The following is a 15596-nucleotide window of genomic DNA, read 5'->3' on the forward strand; positions in this document are numbered from 1 at the left end:
AGGAGACGGTCAAACTAGGAGCCGTATGAGGTGAAAGTATCAAGTACGGTTTTGAATGGGAGGGGTAGACCGTGAGGTCTATCTCGACCCCTAATTTATCGTAACAAATTGAAAACTCAGCCATTCTGAGTTTTCAAAGGAATTAGGAGATTTACCCATGACAAGTGAGTGTATTCGCGTTGGTTTAGCAGCCCCAGATTTTGCCGCTACAGCGGTGATTGACCAAGAGTTCAAAACTATTAAGTTATTGGAATATCGCGGTAAATACGTTGTCCTGTTCTTTTATCCCCTGGACTTTACTTTTGTCTGTCCGACGGAAATTACCGCATTTAGCGATCGCGCTGAAGAATTTTCAGCCATTAACACCCAAATCTTAGGGGTTTCTGTCGATAGTGAATTTTCTCACCTAGCTTGGATTCAAAGCGATCGCCAATCCGGTGGAGTTGGCGACCTCAACTATCCTCTGGTGTCTGACATTAAAAAAGAAATCAGCGCCGCCTACAACGTACTTGACCCAGAGGCCGGAATTGCACTGCGGGGTCTGTTCATTATCGACAAAGGCGGCATTATTCAACACGCCACTATCAATAACCTTGCCTTCGGTCGTAATGTAGACGAAACCCTACGCACCTTACAAGCGATCCAATATGTTCAAGCCAACCCCGACGAAGTTTGTCCCGCAGGTTGGCAGCCAGGAGACAAAACCATGAACCCCGACCCAGTGAAGTCTAAAGAGTTCTTCGCCGCTATCTAATCAACAATAGTGTATAGTTAGCACTTCACTCCCACAGGGGGCTAGGGGCTTAGTTCCTCAAGAAATGGGTCTAAAGCCTCCCCTGGTAGGGGATGAATCTGTAACCTAATCTTTGCACTGATCTTCTCAAAACAATTCTTCTGTTATCAAAGGAGAAGAAATGTAATAAACGCGCTTGCCAATGAGATTCACGATGATTCAACCCCTGACTCCGATTGCTGGCAGTTTGCTAGGGAGTTTCCTCTTGATCGGCGGTGAGACGCCAACCGGAGTAGAAACCCCACCAGAGAACCCAGTCAACTCTGCGAGCGGTGCTTTGCACAAATCCTATCTACCGACCTTGAATCTGGTGCATCTATCCCTCTCGATCGGGAGTGGGAACAAACGACAGTAGTTGAGAATTTGGAGCATCCCTGGGGATTAGCGTGGCTCCCTGACGGGACGATGCTGATTACTGAGCGACCAGGACGCTTACGGATAGTGCGCGATGGCATTCTCGACCCCACTCCTGTGGCCGGGTTGCCAGAGATTTTAGCCCTCAATCAGGGGGGTTTACTGGATATTGCCGTTCATCCCCGGTTTGAGGAAAATTCGTTGATTTATTTCACCTATTCCCAAGGAACCCAGGAAGCCAATGGCGTGGCAGTGGGTCGAGGGGAGTTGAGGGGAAGCAGCCTAGAGAATGTGGAAGTGATTTTCCAAGCTGCTCCTTTGAAACGGGGAGGACAACATTTTGGATCGCGCATGGTTTGGTTACCTGATGATACTCTGCTGGTGGCGATTGGTGATGGGGGGAATCCACCCGTGCAACTGGACGGGGAACTGATTCGCTTACAGGCTCAAAATCGAGGGAGTCATTTGGGTAAGATTGTACGCCTGAATGACGATGGCTCAATTCCGAGTGATAATCCTTGGCAGGGAGACCCTAATAGTGACCCGGCTATTTGGAGTTATGGTCATCGGAATATTCAGGGGTTGGCGATTGATTCCCAACGGGGTCACGTTTGGTCTACGGAACATGGTGCCCGTGGTGGGGATGAGTTGAATCGGATTGAAGGAGGAGAAAATTACGGCTGGCCTCTTGTTACCCATAGTCAGGAATATACAGGGGGGCGAATTTCCGATCGCCAATCCCATCCAGATATGGTTGACCCCGATATCGTCTGGACACCGGCGATCGCTCCGTCCGGGTTAGCCGTGCATGGGGGCGATTTGTTTGCTGGGGGTTTGGTATCCCAATCGGTGCATCATATCCAATTAAATGAGTCCGGTGAGGTGATAGACCAACGAGCGATCGCGATCGCGAGCGCGTGTGCGGGATGTTCGGGAAAGTCCTGATGGTCATCTCTATGTGTTGACTGATGCCGCCCCCGGGCGGTTAATTCGACTTCATTAACTCTAGCGGTGCGAGACGTTCAGGCATGAAATAGGGTTGAAATACCTGAAATAACCGCCTGGTGGGGACTTAAACCCCTTGGTTGAATATAAGGAGATCTCTCCTGACCATCCTCATAACTGTTTATATGTCCCAACATTCGGTATAGAAATATACCAAATAAGGCAGGGAACCCAAGGTCAAAACGAACTAACTCATACAAATTCCTATAGGAAGCCCAGAAATGGATAAGTAAAGTTAGGAAATTAGGGTAACGGCGATAGCCACCCCCAATTTTGGGAACCACAACCCCAGGATTGAAGCGGGGAACGGAAGGCTCCGAGGTGGAACCTAACACCAGAATCGAGACCACTGCCAACCATCCATGATTAGGGAAACCGAATGTCCGGCTTGAACCATCGTAAGAATTAAGTAGCGAAAAATAGGTTGATACGCTGCACTCAAAAGAGTAAGGGGAAAAGTAGGAGCTTCGTTAGACTACCTACACAGACCTTTAAAAGTACCCCGGTGGAAAGGACAAATCTAAAGATGGAATGCCCATATAAACGGAACGTTTTAACCCCTCTTAGGCTCTGATAATCTGGTCGAGAAAGTCAGTAGTGAAAGTGTAAGCGTAAGCCTATTAGGGGGTGAGATGTGACCAGAAGCCAACGCCCGACTGTAATGGTAGGGATATGCTAACGGGTCACGGTTTGATTGTAAAGAAATAGAGTCAAGTAGGTGTACAAATGGCGATAGCGAGTTTAAAGAAAGGATTTGGGAAATCAAAACCAATCAAGACTACGAACAACGCATGGAAGGCAATCCCATGGACTAAGGTTCAACGGAAAGTTTTCAAGCTCCAAAAGAGTATATTTCAAGCAGCTAAATCGGGACAAGATGCAAAAGCCAGAAGGTGGCAACGTCTATTGGTGAAATCATACTATGCCCGGCTCTTAGCAGTGCGGCTGTAGGGGCGGGTTCCACGGTCAGCCATGCTTCCCAACAGTCAGCTTAATAAACCCGCCCCCCAAGCGGGTCAAGGCAGGAAAACAGCCGGTGTTGATGGAGTAAGAGTAATCTCTCCAAGACAAAGGTTTGAACTGGTCAAGAACATTAAAGGAAATCTCAAAGCAAAACCACTGCGACGGGTTTGGATTCCAAAACCTGGTAGGGATGAAAAAAGCTGGAATAGGAATACCCACAATCCAAGATAGAGCAAGGCAAGCCTTGGTTAAGTCGGCTCTCGAACCTGAATGGGAATCGAGATTTGAAGGAACTAGCTATGGGTTCAGACCAGGCAGGTCAGCCCAAGATGCAATAAGCAGGATTTACAATGCCATTAAGATTGGACAATACTATGTCCTTGATGCAGATATAGCGAAATGTTTCGACCGAATAAACCATGATTACCTACTGTCCAAAATTAATTGTCCAAGCAGCCTAAAAAGAGACATGAAACAATTGCTCAAAGCGGGAGTGCTAGATAATGGTGTATTCGAGGATACAGAAACAGGGACACCCCAGGGAGGGGTAATTAGTCCAATACTCGCCAACATCGCACTGTTGGGGATGGGTAGGTTAATAGGAAAAATGTATCCAAATAATACCAACAGCAAACCATTTGCCACGGTCATACGATATGCCGATGATTTTGTAGTCATATCCAAAGACTTAGGAATCATTGAACAGTGCAAAACTGCTATTTATGAATGGCTAAAGCCTGTTGGATTAGAGATTAAACCTGAAAAAACTCGAGTCTGCCACACACTCAAATCTATTGAGTATAATGGCAAAGCAGAAAAACCCGGATTTGATTTCTTAGGATTCAATATTAGGCAATACCCAGTAGGAAAATACAAAACTGGAAAAACAGGGGGACATAAGAGCAGATTAATCGGACATAAAACTCTCATAAAACCCAGCCAAAAAGCAGTTGCCCACACTGAAGTGATTAAGGGTGTAATTAAACAACATAAAAATGCGCCCCAGGCAGCCCTGATTAGTAGACTAAACCCAATCATAAGAGGATGGGCAAACTATTATTCAGCGGTAGTCTCAAAAGAGACCTTCACTAAGCTAGACAATATAATCTGGCAAATGTTACGGGCATGGACAGGATCAAGATGCGGAAAGGCAAGTTACGAAAAGCTAAGTAATTATTTCAGACATGGAACAATTAAACTTAGCAATGGGAAAGAAAGACACGAAAATTGGCTGTTCCAAACCAAAGATGGGTTACATCTGTTCAATCACAATTGGACTCCAATTATCAGACATACCCTAATACGCCCTGACGCAACACTTTATGACGGAAATTGGACTTACTGGGCAACCAGAAAAGGACAAGCAATCGACACGCCAACTAGGGTAGCAAAACTACTCAAAAAACCAAAAGGTAGATGTACCTGGTGTGGGCAATTCTTTACTCCATCAGACTTAATTGAAGTAGACCACATTGTACCTAGAAGCCAAGGTGGAAAGGATGAATACAAAAATCTTCAATTATTACATCGCCATTGTCACGATGATAAAACAGCTCTTGATAAAGAGACAATGCTGTGCTCATAACAAAGAGACAGTCAGACTAGGAGTCGTATGAGGTGAAAGTCTCAAGTACGGTTTTGAATGGGAGGGGATGGAGGTGACTCCATTCTCGACCCCTTCTAGTTTTCTGGCTGTCTCCTGGATCCGGAAAAATTCAGTTTCTGCCTCAATTCTAACCCCTGGCGTGCAACTGACCGGATTTTCCAGAATTTGACCCTTCTCCCAGGTTAGGTAACTGGCGTCTTCTAGCTTGGTCTCACAGCGCAGCGGGGATTGGATTAGCCCCGTTGTATGCCCTCAATCATCAGGATTATCAACAAATCCGCCAGAAAATTGATACAGATCTGGACGACTGACGATATCAGTGACGAGTTCGGCGTTAGGGTAGAGTTAGAGTTTCCCCTAAGCAACTGTTAATCCAGTCGAAAATTTCCCGGTTCACCCGTTCGGGACATTCATCATGGGGGCAGTGACCCGCGCCCTCCAGTTCTACTAACTTGATGTGGGGATTATATTTTAGGTAGAGGTGAGGTTTAGCCAGTTTCAGGGGAATCAGTCGATCCTGTTTTCCCCAGAGTAGTAATATGGGAACCTGCACCTGGGGGAATAGACTGCGTACAGATGGGCCGAGTTTAGAACTCCCCATAATCTGAAACAGAATAATAAAAGCCCTAGCCGCCCCTCGGTCTTGGGGTGGAGTAGATAGAATATGTATCAGTTCCTCTGTAACCGAGTCTTGATTGTGATAGGCTAATTTAACCCAACGACTGATGACAGATGGCTGTCTCACTAGATAGAATATGGGACGTAATATAATAGGGGAAGCAACCAAACTTTGGATAAACTCGACTGGGGGAACCATCCACCCAGCTAATAAGTCCGCTAAAGCGGCCGGATCGGGTAGACTGAGCATAACCAAACTTTGGATAAACTCGACTGGGGGAACCATGCACCCAGCTAATAAGTCCGCTAAAGCGGCCGGATCGGGTAGACTGAGCATAACCAAACCCTTAGCGGTTTTGGGATATTGAGCAACAGTTGCTAGGGCGATCAGAGAACCAATAGAGTTTCCCACCCAGATGGTCGGACGGCGGATAAAAGTTTGCCAAAAGTCATGCACCAATTCTGTCCACAGGGAAACATTATATGGGGCGATCGCCTTTTCAGAACAACCAAACCCCAATAAGTCCAAAGCATAAACTGGGTGGGAATGACTGAATGCCGACAAATTGTGTCTCCAGTGGCCGATAGATGCGCCAAAACCGTGAAGGAAAATTAAAGGAACAGGAGAGTTGCTCCCTAGTGGGTCTTGAACCTCAAAAATAGGCGACTTAGCCCCTTGAGGGTGTCCGCAACGCCGAAAAGTATAGCGAACTCTCCACCCCCGCCAAATCCAATCACGCTGAAAGCCCATTTGTTTGTGCCAGTCTGGTGAATCCATCTAACCGTCGTCCTGAGTACAACATAACTTGAAAGTTACCCCTAAAATACTAGGGTTCCTAAAGTTTAGATTAAATGTCAAGCCTATTGATATGGGAAATCAGTACAATGTCCTGTTAGGGGGACCCACAATTGTCGAGACATTCGTTGACCTCATTAACTTAAAATTCCTGTAATGCCTGTGATAGAATCAAAAAGAAATCGCAACTTACCTCAAATCAACGACAATATCCGCTTTCCTAAGATTCGCCTGATCGATACCGAAGGCGGTCAGCTAGGGATCATGACTCCCAGGGAGGCCATGAAACTAGCTCAGGAAAAGGAACTAGACCTAGTTCTGGTTAGCGATAAAGCTGACCCTCCCGTATGCCGGATTATGGACTATGGGAAGTTCAAATATGAACAGGAAAAGAAAGTTCGGGAAGCTCGTAAAAAGCAGCATACCGCCGATGTCAAAGAAGTTAAGATGCGTTACAAAATTGATGATCACGACTATCAGGTGCGTGTGAATCAAGCCAAGCGCTTCCTTAAATCCGGCGATAAGGTCAAAGCCACAATTATGTTCCGGGGTCGAGAAATTCAGCATAGCAACCTAGCCAGGGAACTGCTCAAACGTATGGCCGAAGACCTGGAAGAACACGCCGAAGTTCAACAGTCCCCCAAACAAGAGGGACGGAGTATGATGATGCTGTTGGCTCCCAAAAAAACAACAACTAGCTGAGACTCAGGAATTGTGGGTCATTGTGATTTGTCAAACCTGTTGCTGCTACGGTTATGATAAACCAGTAACCCCAGTTCCGCCCCATAACTGATAATTTAGAGAAGAGATAAAATTGAGGGGTCTCAATACGGGATGGAAAAGCGAATTGGTGAACCCGCAGGAGTGGGACAGGGTGTGCTACGCGGTCTAAATCTCCGCCCAGAAGAAGTAGAGCGAACTTTATTAATGTTCGCAGTATATACTTTTTCATCCATCGGACTGATTTGGTTAGAACTAAGTACCGTCGGCCTGTTTATTGATCAATATGGGGCAGAGAAACTGCCTTGGATTTATATTGCTAGTGCTGGTATCGGGTCTAGTTTGGGTGTAGTTTACTCTCGGTTACAGACATTTTTACCCCTGCGCCGGGTGATTGTTCTGATTTTACTACTCATGGCAATCCCCCTGTTTCTATTTCGTTTTGGTTTGGGAATAGAAGATGTAAGGGTATTGGGATTAAGCCTTCAATTTGTTACCCTATTTGTCATGTGGCTGTGGGTTGAGGCTTGTTATCTCCTCAACGATCTCAATACCTCCATTACCTCCAATCAACTTTTTAACATTCGGGAGATCAAGCGCACCTATCCCATTATCAGTAGTGGTTATCTCGTCGCTGGGGTGGTTAGCGGTTTCTCCCTGCCTCTATTGCTCAGATTTGTAGGCTTAAATAATGTCACCCTAGTATCTGGGGCTATGGTGATTGTGGGAGCAGGTGTTTTATTTTATCTGTCCCAAAGATATGAACAGTCTTTCCCTGATTCTTCCCGGTGGACCCCGGAAGACGAACTACCAGAATTTAGTACCCGTAGCCTCAAAGGTCCCCTACAAGGCTATGTCATTCCCTTGGTGCTATTTTTCGTCATGGCTGAAGTCGTCTATGTCATGGTCGATTTCCAGTTTTTCAGTCAGTTAGAATACCGTAGTGGTATCGGTGGCGCTAGTTGGATTGTTAGCTTCCTGGGACTATTTGAGGGGATTTTAAGTACCTTCCAAGTAGCAACTCAGTGGTTTGCTTCCAGTCGCTTGGTCGAAAAAATAGGCGTGTTTGGTACAGCATCTATCCTTCCTGTGGGGGTAGTCGCCTTGGGCCTGTTTTCCTTGATAGGGGGGGCTACGGGTTTATTTACCATATTTATAGGGTTTTTGATTCTCAGATTTTTAGATGAACTGTTCCACTACACTCTCATCGAAACTACCGGGACGGTTCTATTTCAACCCCTACCAGAAAATATTAGGAGTGATATTCAGACCCTGGTTAATGGTGTATTTGAACCCCTGTCAACGGGTTTGAGTGGTATCGGGATTTTGCTGTTGCTGTGGCTGATTAACCTATTTTTACCCGATGGTGTCCCAGAAGGTATTTTCCAGCAAGACCAAAGTCTGATTTTTGTCGTAACTATTATTTTGTTGGCTTTTGTCTGGTTGTGGGTGGTCTGGAAAATTCGCTCCCAATATGTAAGACTTCTAGTTCGTAGTGCTGAACGCGGTCGCCTGGGAACTACAGATATTGATATGCGTAGCCTCAAGCGATCGGTGGTCGATGAGTTGAAACAGCCAACCCCAGAAGCTGATAAGCGTTCCTGTATGGAATTACTCAGCCAACTTGATCCTAAAAATGTCGGGGAGACTCTGGTTCCACTACTGGAGATTATGTCCCCGAATCTTCAGCGTCAAGCCCTAGAACTGATGCTAGATTATCCTAATCCCGCTCATTTAGAGGCGATTAGATCCCTATCTCGTAGCAGTCTACCTCCTGAAGTTTTGGCTTTGGCACTACGCTATATCTGGTTAACTGAATCTAACCCAGATATTAATCAGTTGAAACCTTACCTACAACCAAGGGTCGATCCGGTGGTACGGGGAACAGCCGCGGCCTTGATTATGCGTCGTGGCGATCGCGAACAAAAAGCGGCAGCCACTAATACTATCCGGCGCATGATCGTCTCTAATCAAGAACCTGAAAGGGTGATGGGAGTCCGGGCTCTGGGTGATGCTGATTATATGCAAGGGTTGCGAGTTTATCTTAATGACCTCCTCGCTGATGAATCTCTCAGAGTCCGCTGTTCGGTCTTGGAAGTCATTGCGGCTACTAAGATGGAGGAATACTATGGCTCCCTATTAAAAGCTATTTCCTACCGTTCTACCAGAGAAGCAGCCAGAATGGCTTTAGTCCGCTTGGGAAATGAGGCTATTCCTCTGTTAATCAGAATAGCCACGGATATCTATAAATCCGATTTAGTCAGACTTCAGGCTTGGTCTGCTTTAGGAGACATTGGTACGCCATCCGCCTTAGATACTCTCATCGATAACCTGTTAATTTCCTGGGGAACCACCCGACGTAATATTCTCCGCATTCTCCTGAAAATTCCCGATGATGCGGGGATTGAAAGAACTTTAGACCGCATTGGACGTAATGGGGTGGAAACGTTAATTGAACAGGAGTTGATGTTTATTGGTCAAATCTATAGCACTCTTTTAGACCTCGAACCTGAAAAACCTACAGCTCCTATCTTACCTTATACTGTCTCCCTTGAGGTCGCTTCCCCCCTAGAAATGCTCTGTCGCGCGCTCCGTAATCTTGAATCTGATGCTATAGACCGCTGTTTTCTGCTGATGAAGTTCCTTTACTCCCTCGGATCTATTCAGGCGGCGGCTTTCAATATTCGCTCTGGACAACAGGGAAATATTGCTCGTGGGTTGGAAATCTTGGATAATACTGTTGATATTTCCCGTAAACGAGCCTTGATTGGCATTTTGGATAATCACTCTATTGTCCAAAAAATTGAGGATCTCTCCCCTTTGATTTCCTATAAACCAATGACACCTAGCGATCGCCTCCGTCGTTTACTGGAGTTTCGCCATTTCCTCTCAGATTGGTCTTTGGCTTGTTGCTTCCACCAAGCGCGGTCCGCCAGTTGGAGTCTCACCGCTGAACAGACTTTAATGTGTCTGAGACACCCCACAGGTTTTGTGCGGGAAGCTGTTTTGGCTTACCTCAAGATGGGAGCGCGTCAGGCTTTGGTAGAATTATTGCCAATGCTACAAACTGATCGGGATCCTCTGGTGGCTCACCAAGTACAACAATTAATCTCGGAATTAGCTGTACACAGAAAAACCGAAATGCCTTGATCAATAGGGAGTCCGTCTGGATTCAAGTTCACTAACTCGCCTTGACCTATTATGTTAACTAGCGTCCAACGCCTATTGTTTGTGCGAAAAGTCCCCATTTTTCAAGAACTTAGGGATGATTTCTTGGTGCGTCTTGCTTCTGTTATGGATGAATTGTCTTTTCCCGCTAATCAGAGTATTTTTACTGAGGGACAAGAAGGCCGATCGCTTTATATTGTCGTTTCTGGTCAGGTCAAGGTTCATCATGGCGATCGCGAATTGGCTCGTTTGGGTAAAGAAGACTGTTTTGGCGAAATGTCTCTATTTGATGCTGAACCGCGATCGGCTTCTGTCACTACCCTAGAACCCTGTGAATGTCTCATGCTCACACAGATGCAGCTTTATGATGCTATTGATGAGACCCCTGGTATTGCGGTTAATATTATTCGCTTACTATCTCGCCGCATTCGAGAATTGAATCAAAAAGCCAACGCTCAAAACCCTAAATCTTCTATCTCCGAAGTCAAAGTCCCACCCGATCGCTCTTGACATCGGATTTAATGTTGATTTTTTCTTCAAAAAAAAATTTGAGGGTCGCTTTTTTTGCCTCGCGGGGATTGACAGCCCAGAGCATTGCTGCTACTATATTGACAGTAGCCTTAATAATGGAACATTTGCCAAAATAAAAAAATTACAACCATCCCATTATGATAAAAGTATAGCGCAAGCGCCCGCGAAAAGCAACCCCCCTCCCCCAAAAAAATTCGCATTTTGCCAGTTGATTTTTTCTTCAAAAAAAAATTTGAGGGTCGCTTTTTTTGCCTCGCGGGGATTGACAGCCCAGAGCATTGCTGCTACTATATTGACAGTAGCCTTAATAATGGAACATTTGCCAAAATAAAAAAATTACAACCATCCCATTATGATAAAAGTATAGCGCAAGCGCCCGCGAAAAGCAACCCCCTCCCCCCAAAAAAAATTTTTTGCAACATTTCTTAAAATTTTGTAACAAAAGTTAACAAAGTCATAGTTTGGTACGAGGGGATGGTCTGATAGATGGTCTGAATGTATATATAATAGACAAAAGTTAAGTCGGAGATGGCAAAATCTACCAAGGCCCTATGTCAACAGAAATTAAGGACGAATTACAGCTAGAAGTGCAACGCCGCCGTAATTTCGCCATTATCTCCCACCCAGACGCGGGAAAAACCACATTAACAGAAAAACTGCTGCTGTACGGAGGGGCGATTCATGAAGCCGGGGCGGTAAAAGTCCGCAGGTCGCAGCGTCACGCGACATCAGACTGGATGGCGATGGAACAACAACGGGGTATTTCTATCACTTCAACAGTTTTGCAGTTTGAATATCGTAACACTCAGATTAACTTACTCGATACCCCCGGACACCAAGATTTCAGTGAAGATACCTATAGGACCTTGGCGGCGGCGGATAATGCGGTGATGCTGGAAGATGCAGCTAAGGGGTTAGAACCTCAAACGCGGAAGCTGTTTGAAGTGTGTAAGATGCGGGGCTTACCTATCTTTACGTTTATTAATAAAATGGATCGCCCGGGTCGGGAACCTTTGGAACTTCTTGATGAAATTGAGCAGGAGTTGGGTTTACAACCTTACCCGGTAAATTGGCCTATTGGTATGGGCGATCGCTTTAAAGGGGTTTTTGACCGCCATAAGCGACAAATTCATCTATTTGAAAGGACGGCCCACGGTTCTCGGGAAGCGGTAGATACAGTGATAGATTTGGGAGATCCGCGTATTGAGGATTTATTAGACCAGGATCTGTATTATCAACTCAAGGAAGAATTGGAACTATTAGACGCTTTAGGATCAGATTTAGATCTCGAGGCGGTACATGGTGGGAAAATGACCCCAGTATTTTTTGGTAGCGCCATGACTAACTTTGGGGTACAACTGTTTCTGGATGCTTTCCTAGAATATTCGTTAAAACCAGGTCACCACAGTAGCACGATTGGGGATATTCCCCCAGATTATCCAGAGTTTACTGGGTTTGTGTTTAAGTTACAGGCGAATATGGACCCGAAACATCGCGATCGCGTAGCTTTTGTGCGGGTATGTACGGGAAGATTTGAGAAGGACATGACTGTTAGCCATGCTAGAACCGGAAAAACGGTGCGTCTGTCACGTCCCCAAAAACTGTTCGCTCAGGATCGCGAGTCAATTGATGCGGCTTATCCTGGGGATGTAATTGGCTTGAATAATCCGGGGGTATTTGCGATCGGTGATACGATATACAACGGCCAAAAACTGGAATATGAGGGGATTCCCTGTTTTTCCCCGGAACTTTTCGCCTATCTGAAAAATCCTAACCCCTCTAAATTTAAACAGTTCAATAAGGGTATTACAGAACTGAGGGAAGAGGGAGCCATTCAGATCATGTATTCTCAGGATGATTCTAAACGCGATCCAATTTTGGCGGCGGTGGGTCAACTTCAGTTTGAGGTAGTTCAGTTTCGGATGCAGAATGAATATGGGGCGGAAACTCGCCTAGAATTGTTACCCTATAGTGTGGCTAGATGGGTAGCAGGGGGATGGGAAGCCTTAAACAAGGCGGGAAGACTGTTTAATACTGTGACTGTTAAAGACAGTTGGGGTCGCCCAGTTTTGTTATTTAAGAATGAGTGGAATTGTCAACAGGTACAGTCGGAACATCCCGAACTGGATTTAAGAAGTTCGGCTCCGGTGGTTTCTGGTCAGCAACCGAAATAGTCGGAAAGGCGGGAAAGGCGGGAAAGGTCGGAAAAGTCCAGGCGATCGCGTAGCGTGTGCGTAGCACGTATCGCGCAGCGACTAGGCGGTAGTATCGCCTGTTTTTGGGTCAAAAAGATGCACTTTTTCAGGAGCGATCGCCAAGGCAATTTTATCTCCCAAACTAACATCAACAGCGGCTGGAATCCTGACCTGTAAAGAATCTTCTGGGGGGTGAGTAAACCTGACAAATAACAATGTTTCATGTCCCAAGGCTTCCACCCGTTCGACCCGGACATTAAGATGATTAGGGCTAGGTTCTGCGAGGGTTAAATGTTCTGAACGCACCCCCAAAACCACAGACTGATCAGCCCAATTAGTGAGACCAGCTATCCTTTGGTGAGATAAACAGAGGCGAAAATGGGGATGAATTAACTCACCGGAATTAGATAATTTAACGGTGATAAAATTCATAGGAACCGAGCCAATAAACTCGGCTACAAAACGGTTAGCGGGGGAATTATACAAAACCATGGGACTGTCAATTTGCTGAATTTGTCCGCCATTCATGACAGCAATTCGGGTCCCCATAGTCATAGCTTCGGTTTGGTCATGGGTAACATAAATAGTAGTAGTTCCCAACTTTCGCTGAAGTTCAACGATTTGCGATCGCATTTCGGTGCGTAACCTAGCATCCAAATTAGATAAAGGTTCATCCATGAGAAAAACCTGGGGATTTCGAGCCATAGCCCGTCCTAAAGCCACCCGTTGTTTTTGACCGCCAGAAAGTTGTTTAGGGAAGCGATCTAGTAGGGGTTCAATCTGCAAAATCTCGGCAATTTCTTGTACTCGCAGCGCAATGGAGCGTTCCCGAGTAGATTGATGACGGAAGGACTGAGGAAAAGGGAGCGATCGCGTTATAGTCCCCGCCAGTTTTGGGAGGAATTTTTCAGGTTTACCAGTACGTCGCAATCCAAAAGCCAAATTATCATAAACTTTAATATGGGGATATAGGGCGTAATTTTGAAAGACCATAGCGACATCGCGGTTTTTGGGAGGACAATCATTAACTAAGCGATCGCCAATCCAAATCTTTCCAGCGGTGGGAGTTTCCAACCCAGCAATTAAGCGTAACAGGGTACTTTTTCCACAACCAGAAGGTCCGACAAATACCATAAATTCACCATCACCGACGGTGAGGTTAATATTACGAAGTACGGCTCTATCTGGGTCTGTTGAGGTGGGGGTGGGTTCTTTCTGTGTGGCTGTAAGGGGGCTGACGGTTGAGGCGACCCTTACAGTATTTGCTGGGGAAAAACGCTTATAAATATTCTCCAAAACGACGATCGCCATAGTGATTAACCCTCGATGGTTGTATCATAAATGGGGCTAACCACGGACAAAATCGGTTCCCAAAAATTCAATTCGACCATGCGATCGCCATAACCATCTTTACCCCAAACGGGAATCACATCAGGAACTAAAGTTACCATAGGATTTTCACTGGTTAAACAATATACAGGCTCACGGGGAGTAGTCGTGGCTAACCCCCGACAAGCATATCATAATGACTGATACTTTAACATCTGAGTACCAAGGACTAACTGGAGCATGGAGGTTTAAGCGATCGCAATTCCTTTTTGAGGGATTTTCATAACTCCGAGGGCTCTCGAAACTAAACCTTGTAGGTTGGGTGAAACCCAACAGAGATGATAGTAGGTTGGGTGAAACCCAACAGTAAACCTTGTAGGTTGGGTGAAACCCAACAGTAAACCTTGTAGGTTGGGTGAAACCCAACAGTAAACCTTGTAGGGTTAAAGATGGTAAAGTTGGGTTTCGTTCCTCCACCCAACCTACTAAACCTTGTAGGTTGGGTGAAACCCAACAGAGATGATAGTAGGTTGGGTGAAACCCAACAGGGTTTAGAGATGGTAGGGTTAGAGATGGTGGTGTTGGGTTTCGTTCCTCCACCCAACCTACTAAAGTGGAGTGTGGGGGTTTAAGCGATCGCAATTCCTTTTTGAGGGATTTTCATAACTCCGAGGGCTCTCGAAACTAAACCTTGTAGGTTGGGTGAAACCCAACAGTAAACCTTGTAGTAGTAGGTTGGGTGAAACCCAACAGGGTTAGAGATGGTAGGGTTAGAGGTGGTGGTGTTGGGTTTCGTTCCTCCACCCAACCTACTAAAGTGGAGTGTGGGGGTTTAAGCGATCGCAATTCCTTTTTGAGGGATTTTCATAACTCCGAGGGCTCTCGAAACTAAACCTTGTAGGTTGGGTGAAACCCAACAGTAAACCTTGTAGTAGTAGGTTGGGTGAAACCCAACAGGGTTAGAGATGGTAGGGTTAGAGGTGGTGGTGTTGGGTTTCGTTCCTCCACCCAACCTACTAAAGTGGAGTGTGGGGGTTTAAGCGATCGCAATTCCTTTTTGAGGGATTTTCATAACTCCGAGGGCTCTCGAAACTAAACCTTGTAGGTTGGGTGAAACCCAACAGTAAACCTTGTAGTAGTAGGTTGGGTGAAACCCAACAGGGTTAGAGATGGTAGGGTTAGAGGTGGTGGTGTTGGGTTTCGTTCCTCCACCCAACCTACTAAAGTGGAGTGTGGGGGTTTAAGCGATCGCAATTCCTTTTTGAGGGATTTTCATAACTCCGAGGGCTCTCGAAACTAAACCTTGTAGGTTGGGTGAAACCCAACAGTAAACCTTGTAGTAGTAGGTTGGGTGAAACCCAACAGGGTTAGAGATGGTAGGGTTAGAGATGGTGGTGTTGGGTTTCGTTCCTCCACCCAACCTACTAAAGTGGAGTGTGGGGGTTTAAGCGATCGCTCTACGGCTTGGCGAAACTGCACATATATTCACTATCAAAGCAACCAGAAACCATAGTACAA

The 15596-nt window shown here is 45.8% G+C and carries 15 protein-coding genes; 12 read left to right on the plus strand and 3 right to left on the minus strand.

What is annotated here, in order from left to right:
- The first annotated feature begins 157 nt into the window (after positions 1 to 157).
- The 6 genes from N39L_RS25220 to N39L_RS25245 all read left to right on the plus strand — a co-directional run bounded on the left by N39L_RS25220 (position 158) and on the right by N39L_RS25245 (position 4700).
- Positions 158 to 754: a peroxiredoxin gene (locus N39L_RS25220; RefSeq protein ID WP_006616087.1), complete on the plus strand. Its 597-nt coding sequence runs from the start codon at positions 158 to 160 to the stop codon at positions 752 to 754.
- A gap of 444 nt (positions 755 to 1198) precedes the next feature.
- A complete protein-coding gene (locus N39L_RS25225; protein WP_006616089.1) occupies positions 1199 to 2092 on the plus strand; it encodes a PQQ-dependent sugar dehydrogenase in 894 nt (297 codons plus the stop codon).
- The gene (locus N39L_RS25230) at positions 2067 to 2150 is read left to right on the plus strand and encodes a PQQ-dependent sugar dehydrogenase (protein ID WP_286131305.1); all 84 of its coding nucleotides are present in this window, start codon (positions 2067 to 2069) and stop codon (positions 2148 to 2150) included. Before N39L_RS25225 ends, N39L_RS25230 begins: the two co-directional genes overlap by 26 nt.
- A gap of 728 nt (positions 2151 to 2878) precedes the next feature.
- On the plus strand, positions 2879 to 3103 hold the full coding sequence (locus tag N39L_RS25235) for a reverse transcriptase N-terminal domain-containing protein (RefSeq protein WP_014275364.1): 225 nt from the start codon (positions 2879 to 2881) through the stop codon (positions 3101 to 3103).
- A gap of 21 nt (positions 3104 to 3124) precedes the next feature.
- A complete protein-coding gene (locus N39L_RS25240) occupies positions 3125 to 3346 on the plus strand; it encodes a hypothetical protein (RefSeq protein WP_014276724.1) in 222 nt (73 codons plus the stop codon).
- A complete protein-coding gene (locus tag N39L_RS25245; protein WP_014276725.1) occupies positions 3306 to 4700 on the plus strand; it encodes a group II intron reverse transcriptase in 1395 nt (464 codons plus the stop codon). Before N39L_RS25240 ends, N39L_RS25245 begins: the two co-directional genes overlap by 41 nt.
- Positions 4701 to 5055: 355 nt before the next feature.
- Here the strand turns inward: N39L_RS25245 and N39L_RS25250 are convergent, their stop codons facing one another.
- Positions 5056 to 6117: an alpha/beta fold hydrolase gene (locus tag N39L_RS25250; protein WP_014276726.1), complete on the minus strand. Its 1062-nt coding sequence runs from the start codon at positions 6115 to 6117 to the stop codon at positions 5056 to 5058.
- Positions 6118 to 6291: 174 nt separating this feature from the next.
- On the opposite strand from N39L_RS25250, the gene infC reads away from it, so the two are divergent.
- The 4 genes from infC to N39L_RS25270 all read left to right on the plus strand — a co-directional run bounded on the left by infC (position 6292) and on the right by N39L_RS25270 (position 12728).
- Positions 6292 to 6837 (plus strand): translation initiation factor IF-3, encoded by a 546-nt coding sequence (gene infC / locus N39L_RS25255; protein WP_006617261.1) that lies wholly within the window; start codon positions 6292 to 6294, stop codon positions 6835 to 6837.
- Positions 6838 to 6969: 132 nt separating this feature from the next.
- Positions 6970 to 10005 carry a HEAT repeat domain-containing protein gene (locus N39L_RS25260; RefSeq protein WP_006617260.1) on the plus strand — a complete coding sequence of 1012 codons (3036 nt, stop codon included), beginning with the start codon at positions 6970 to 6972 and terminating at the stop codon, positions 10003 to 10005.
- A gap of 51 nt (positions 10006 to 10056) precedes the next feature.
- Entirely contained in the window at positions 10057 to 10533 is a 477-nt protein-coding gene (locus tag N39L_RS25265; RefSeq protein WP_006617259.1) for a Crp/Fnr family transcriptional regulator, read from the plus strand.
- A 572-nt stretch (positions 10534 to 11105) separates the two neighbouring features.
- Positions 11106 to 12728, plus strand: coding sequence for a peptide chain release factor 3 (locus N39L_RS25270; protein ID WP_006617258.1), 1623 nt, complete (start codon positions 11106 to 11108; stop codon positions 12726 to 12728).
- Positions 12729 to 12809: 81 nt separating this feature from the next.
- Here N39L_RS25270 and N39L_RS25275 read toward each other — a convergent pair whose 3' ends face one another.
- Positions 12810 to 14060 (minus strand): ABC transporter ATP-binding protein, encoded by a 1251-nt coding sequence (locus tag N39L_RS25275; RefSeq protein WP_006617257.1) that lies wholly within the window; start codon positions 14058 to 14060, stop codon positions 12810 to 12812.
- A 5-nt stretch (positions 14061 to 14065) separates the two neighbouring features.
- Positions 14066 to 14200, minus strand: a complete 135-nt coding sequence (locus tag N39L_RS25280; protein WP_286131360.1) for a hypothetical protein — start codon at positions 14198 to 14200, stop codon at positions 14066 to 14068.
- A 381-nt stretch (positions 14201 to 14581) separates the two neighbouring features.
- Between N39L_RS25280 and N39L_RS25285 the strand changes: the two genes are divergently transcribed.
- Positions 14582 to 14710, plus strand: a complete 129-nt coding sequence (locus N39L_RS25285; RefSeq protein ID WP_286131361.1) for a hypothetical protein — start codon at positions 14582 to 14584, stop codon at positions 14708 to 14710.
- 719 nt (positions 14711 to 15429) lie between these two features.
- Entirely contained in the window at positions 15430 to 15591 is a 162-nt protein-coding gene (locus N39L_RS25290; protein WP_158307572.1) for a hypothetical protein, read from the plus strand.
- The last annotated feature ends 5 nt before the right edge of the window (positions 15592 to 15596 follow it).

This window comes from Limnospira platensis NIES-39 (assembly GCF_026000695.1).
In the GTDB taxonomy this organism is placed as follows: Bacteria; Cyanobacteriota; Cyanobacteriia; order Cyanobacteriales; family Microcoleaceae; genus Limnospira; species Limnospira platensis.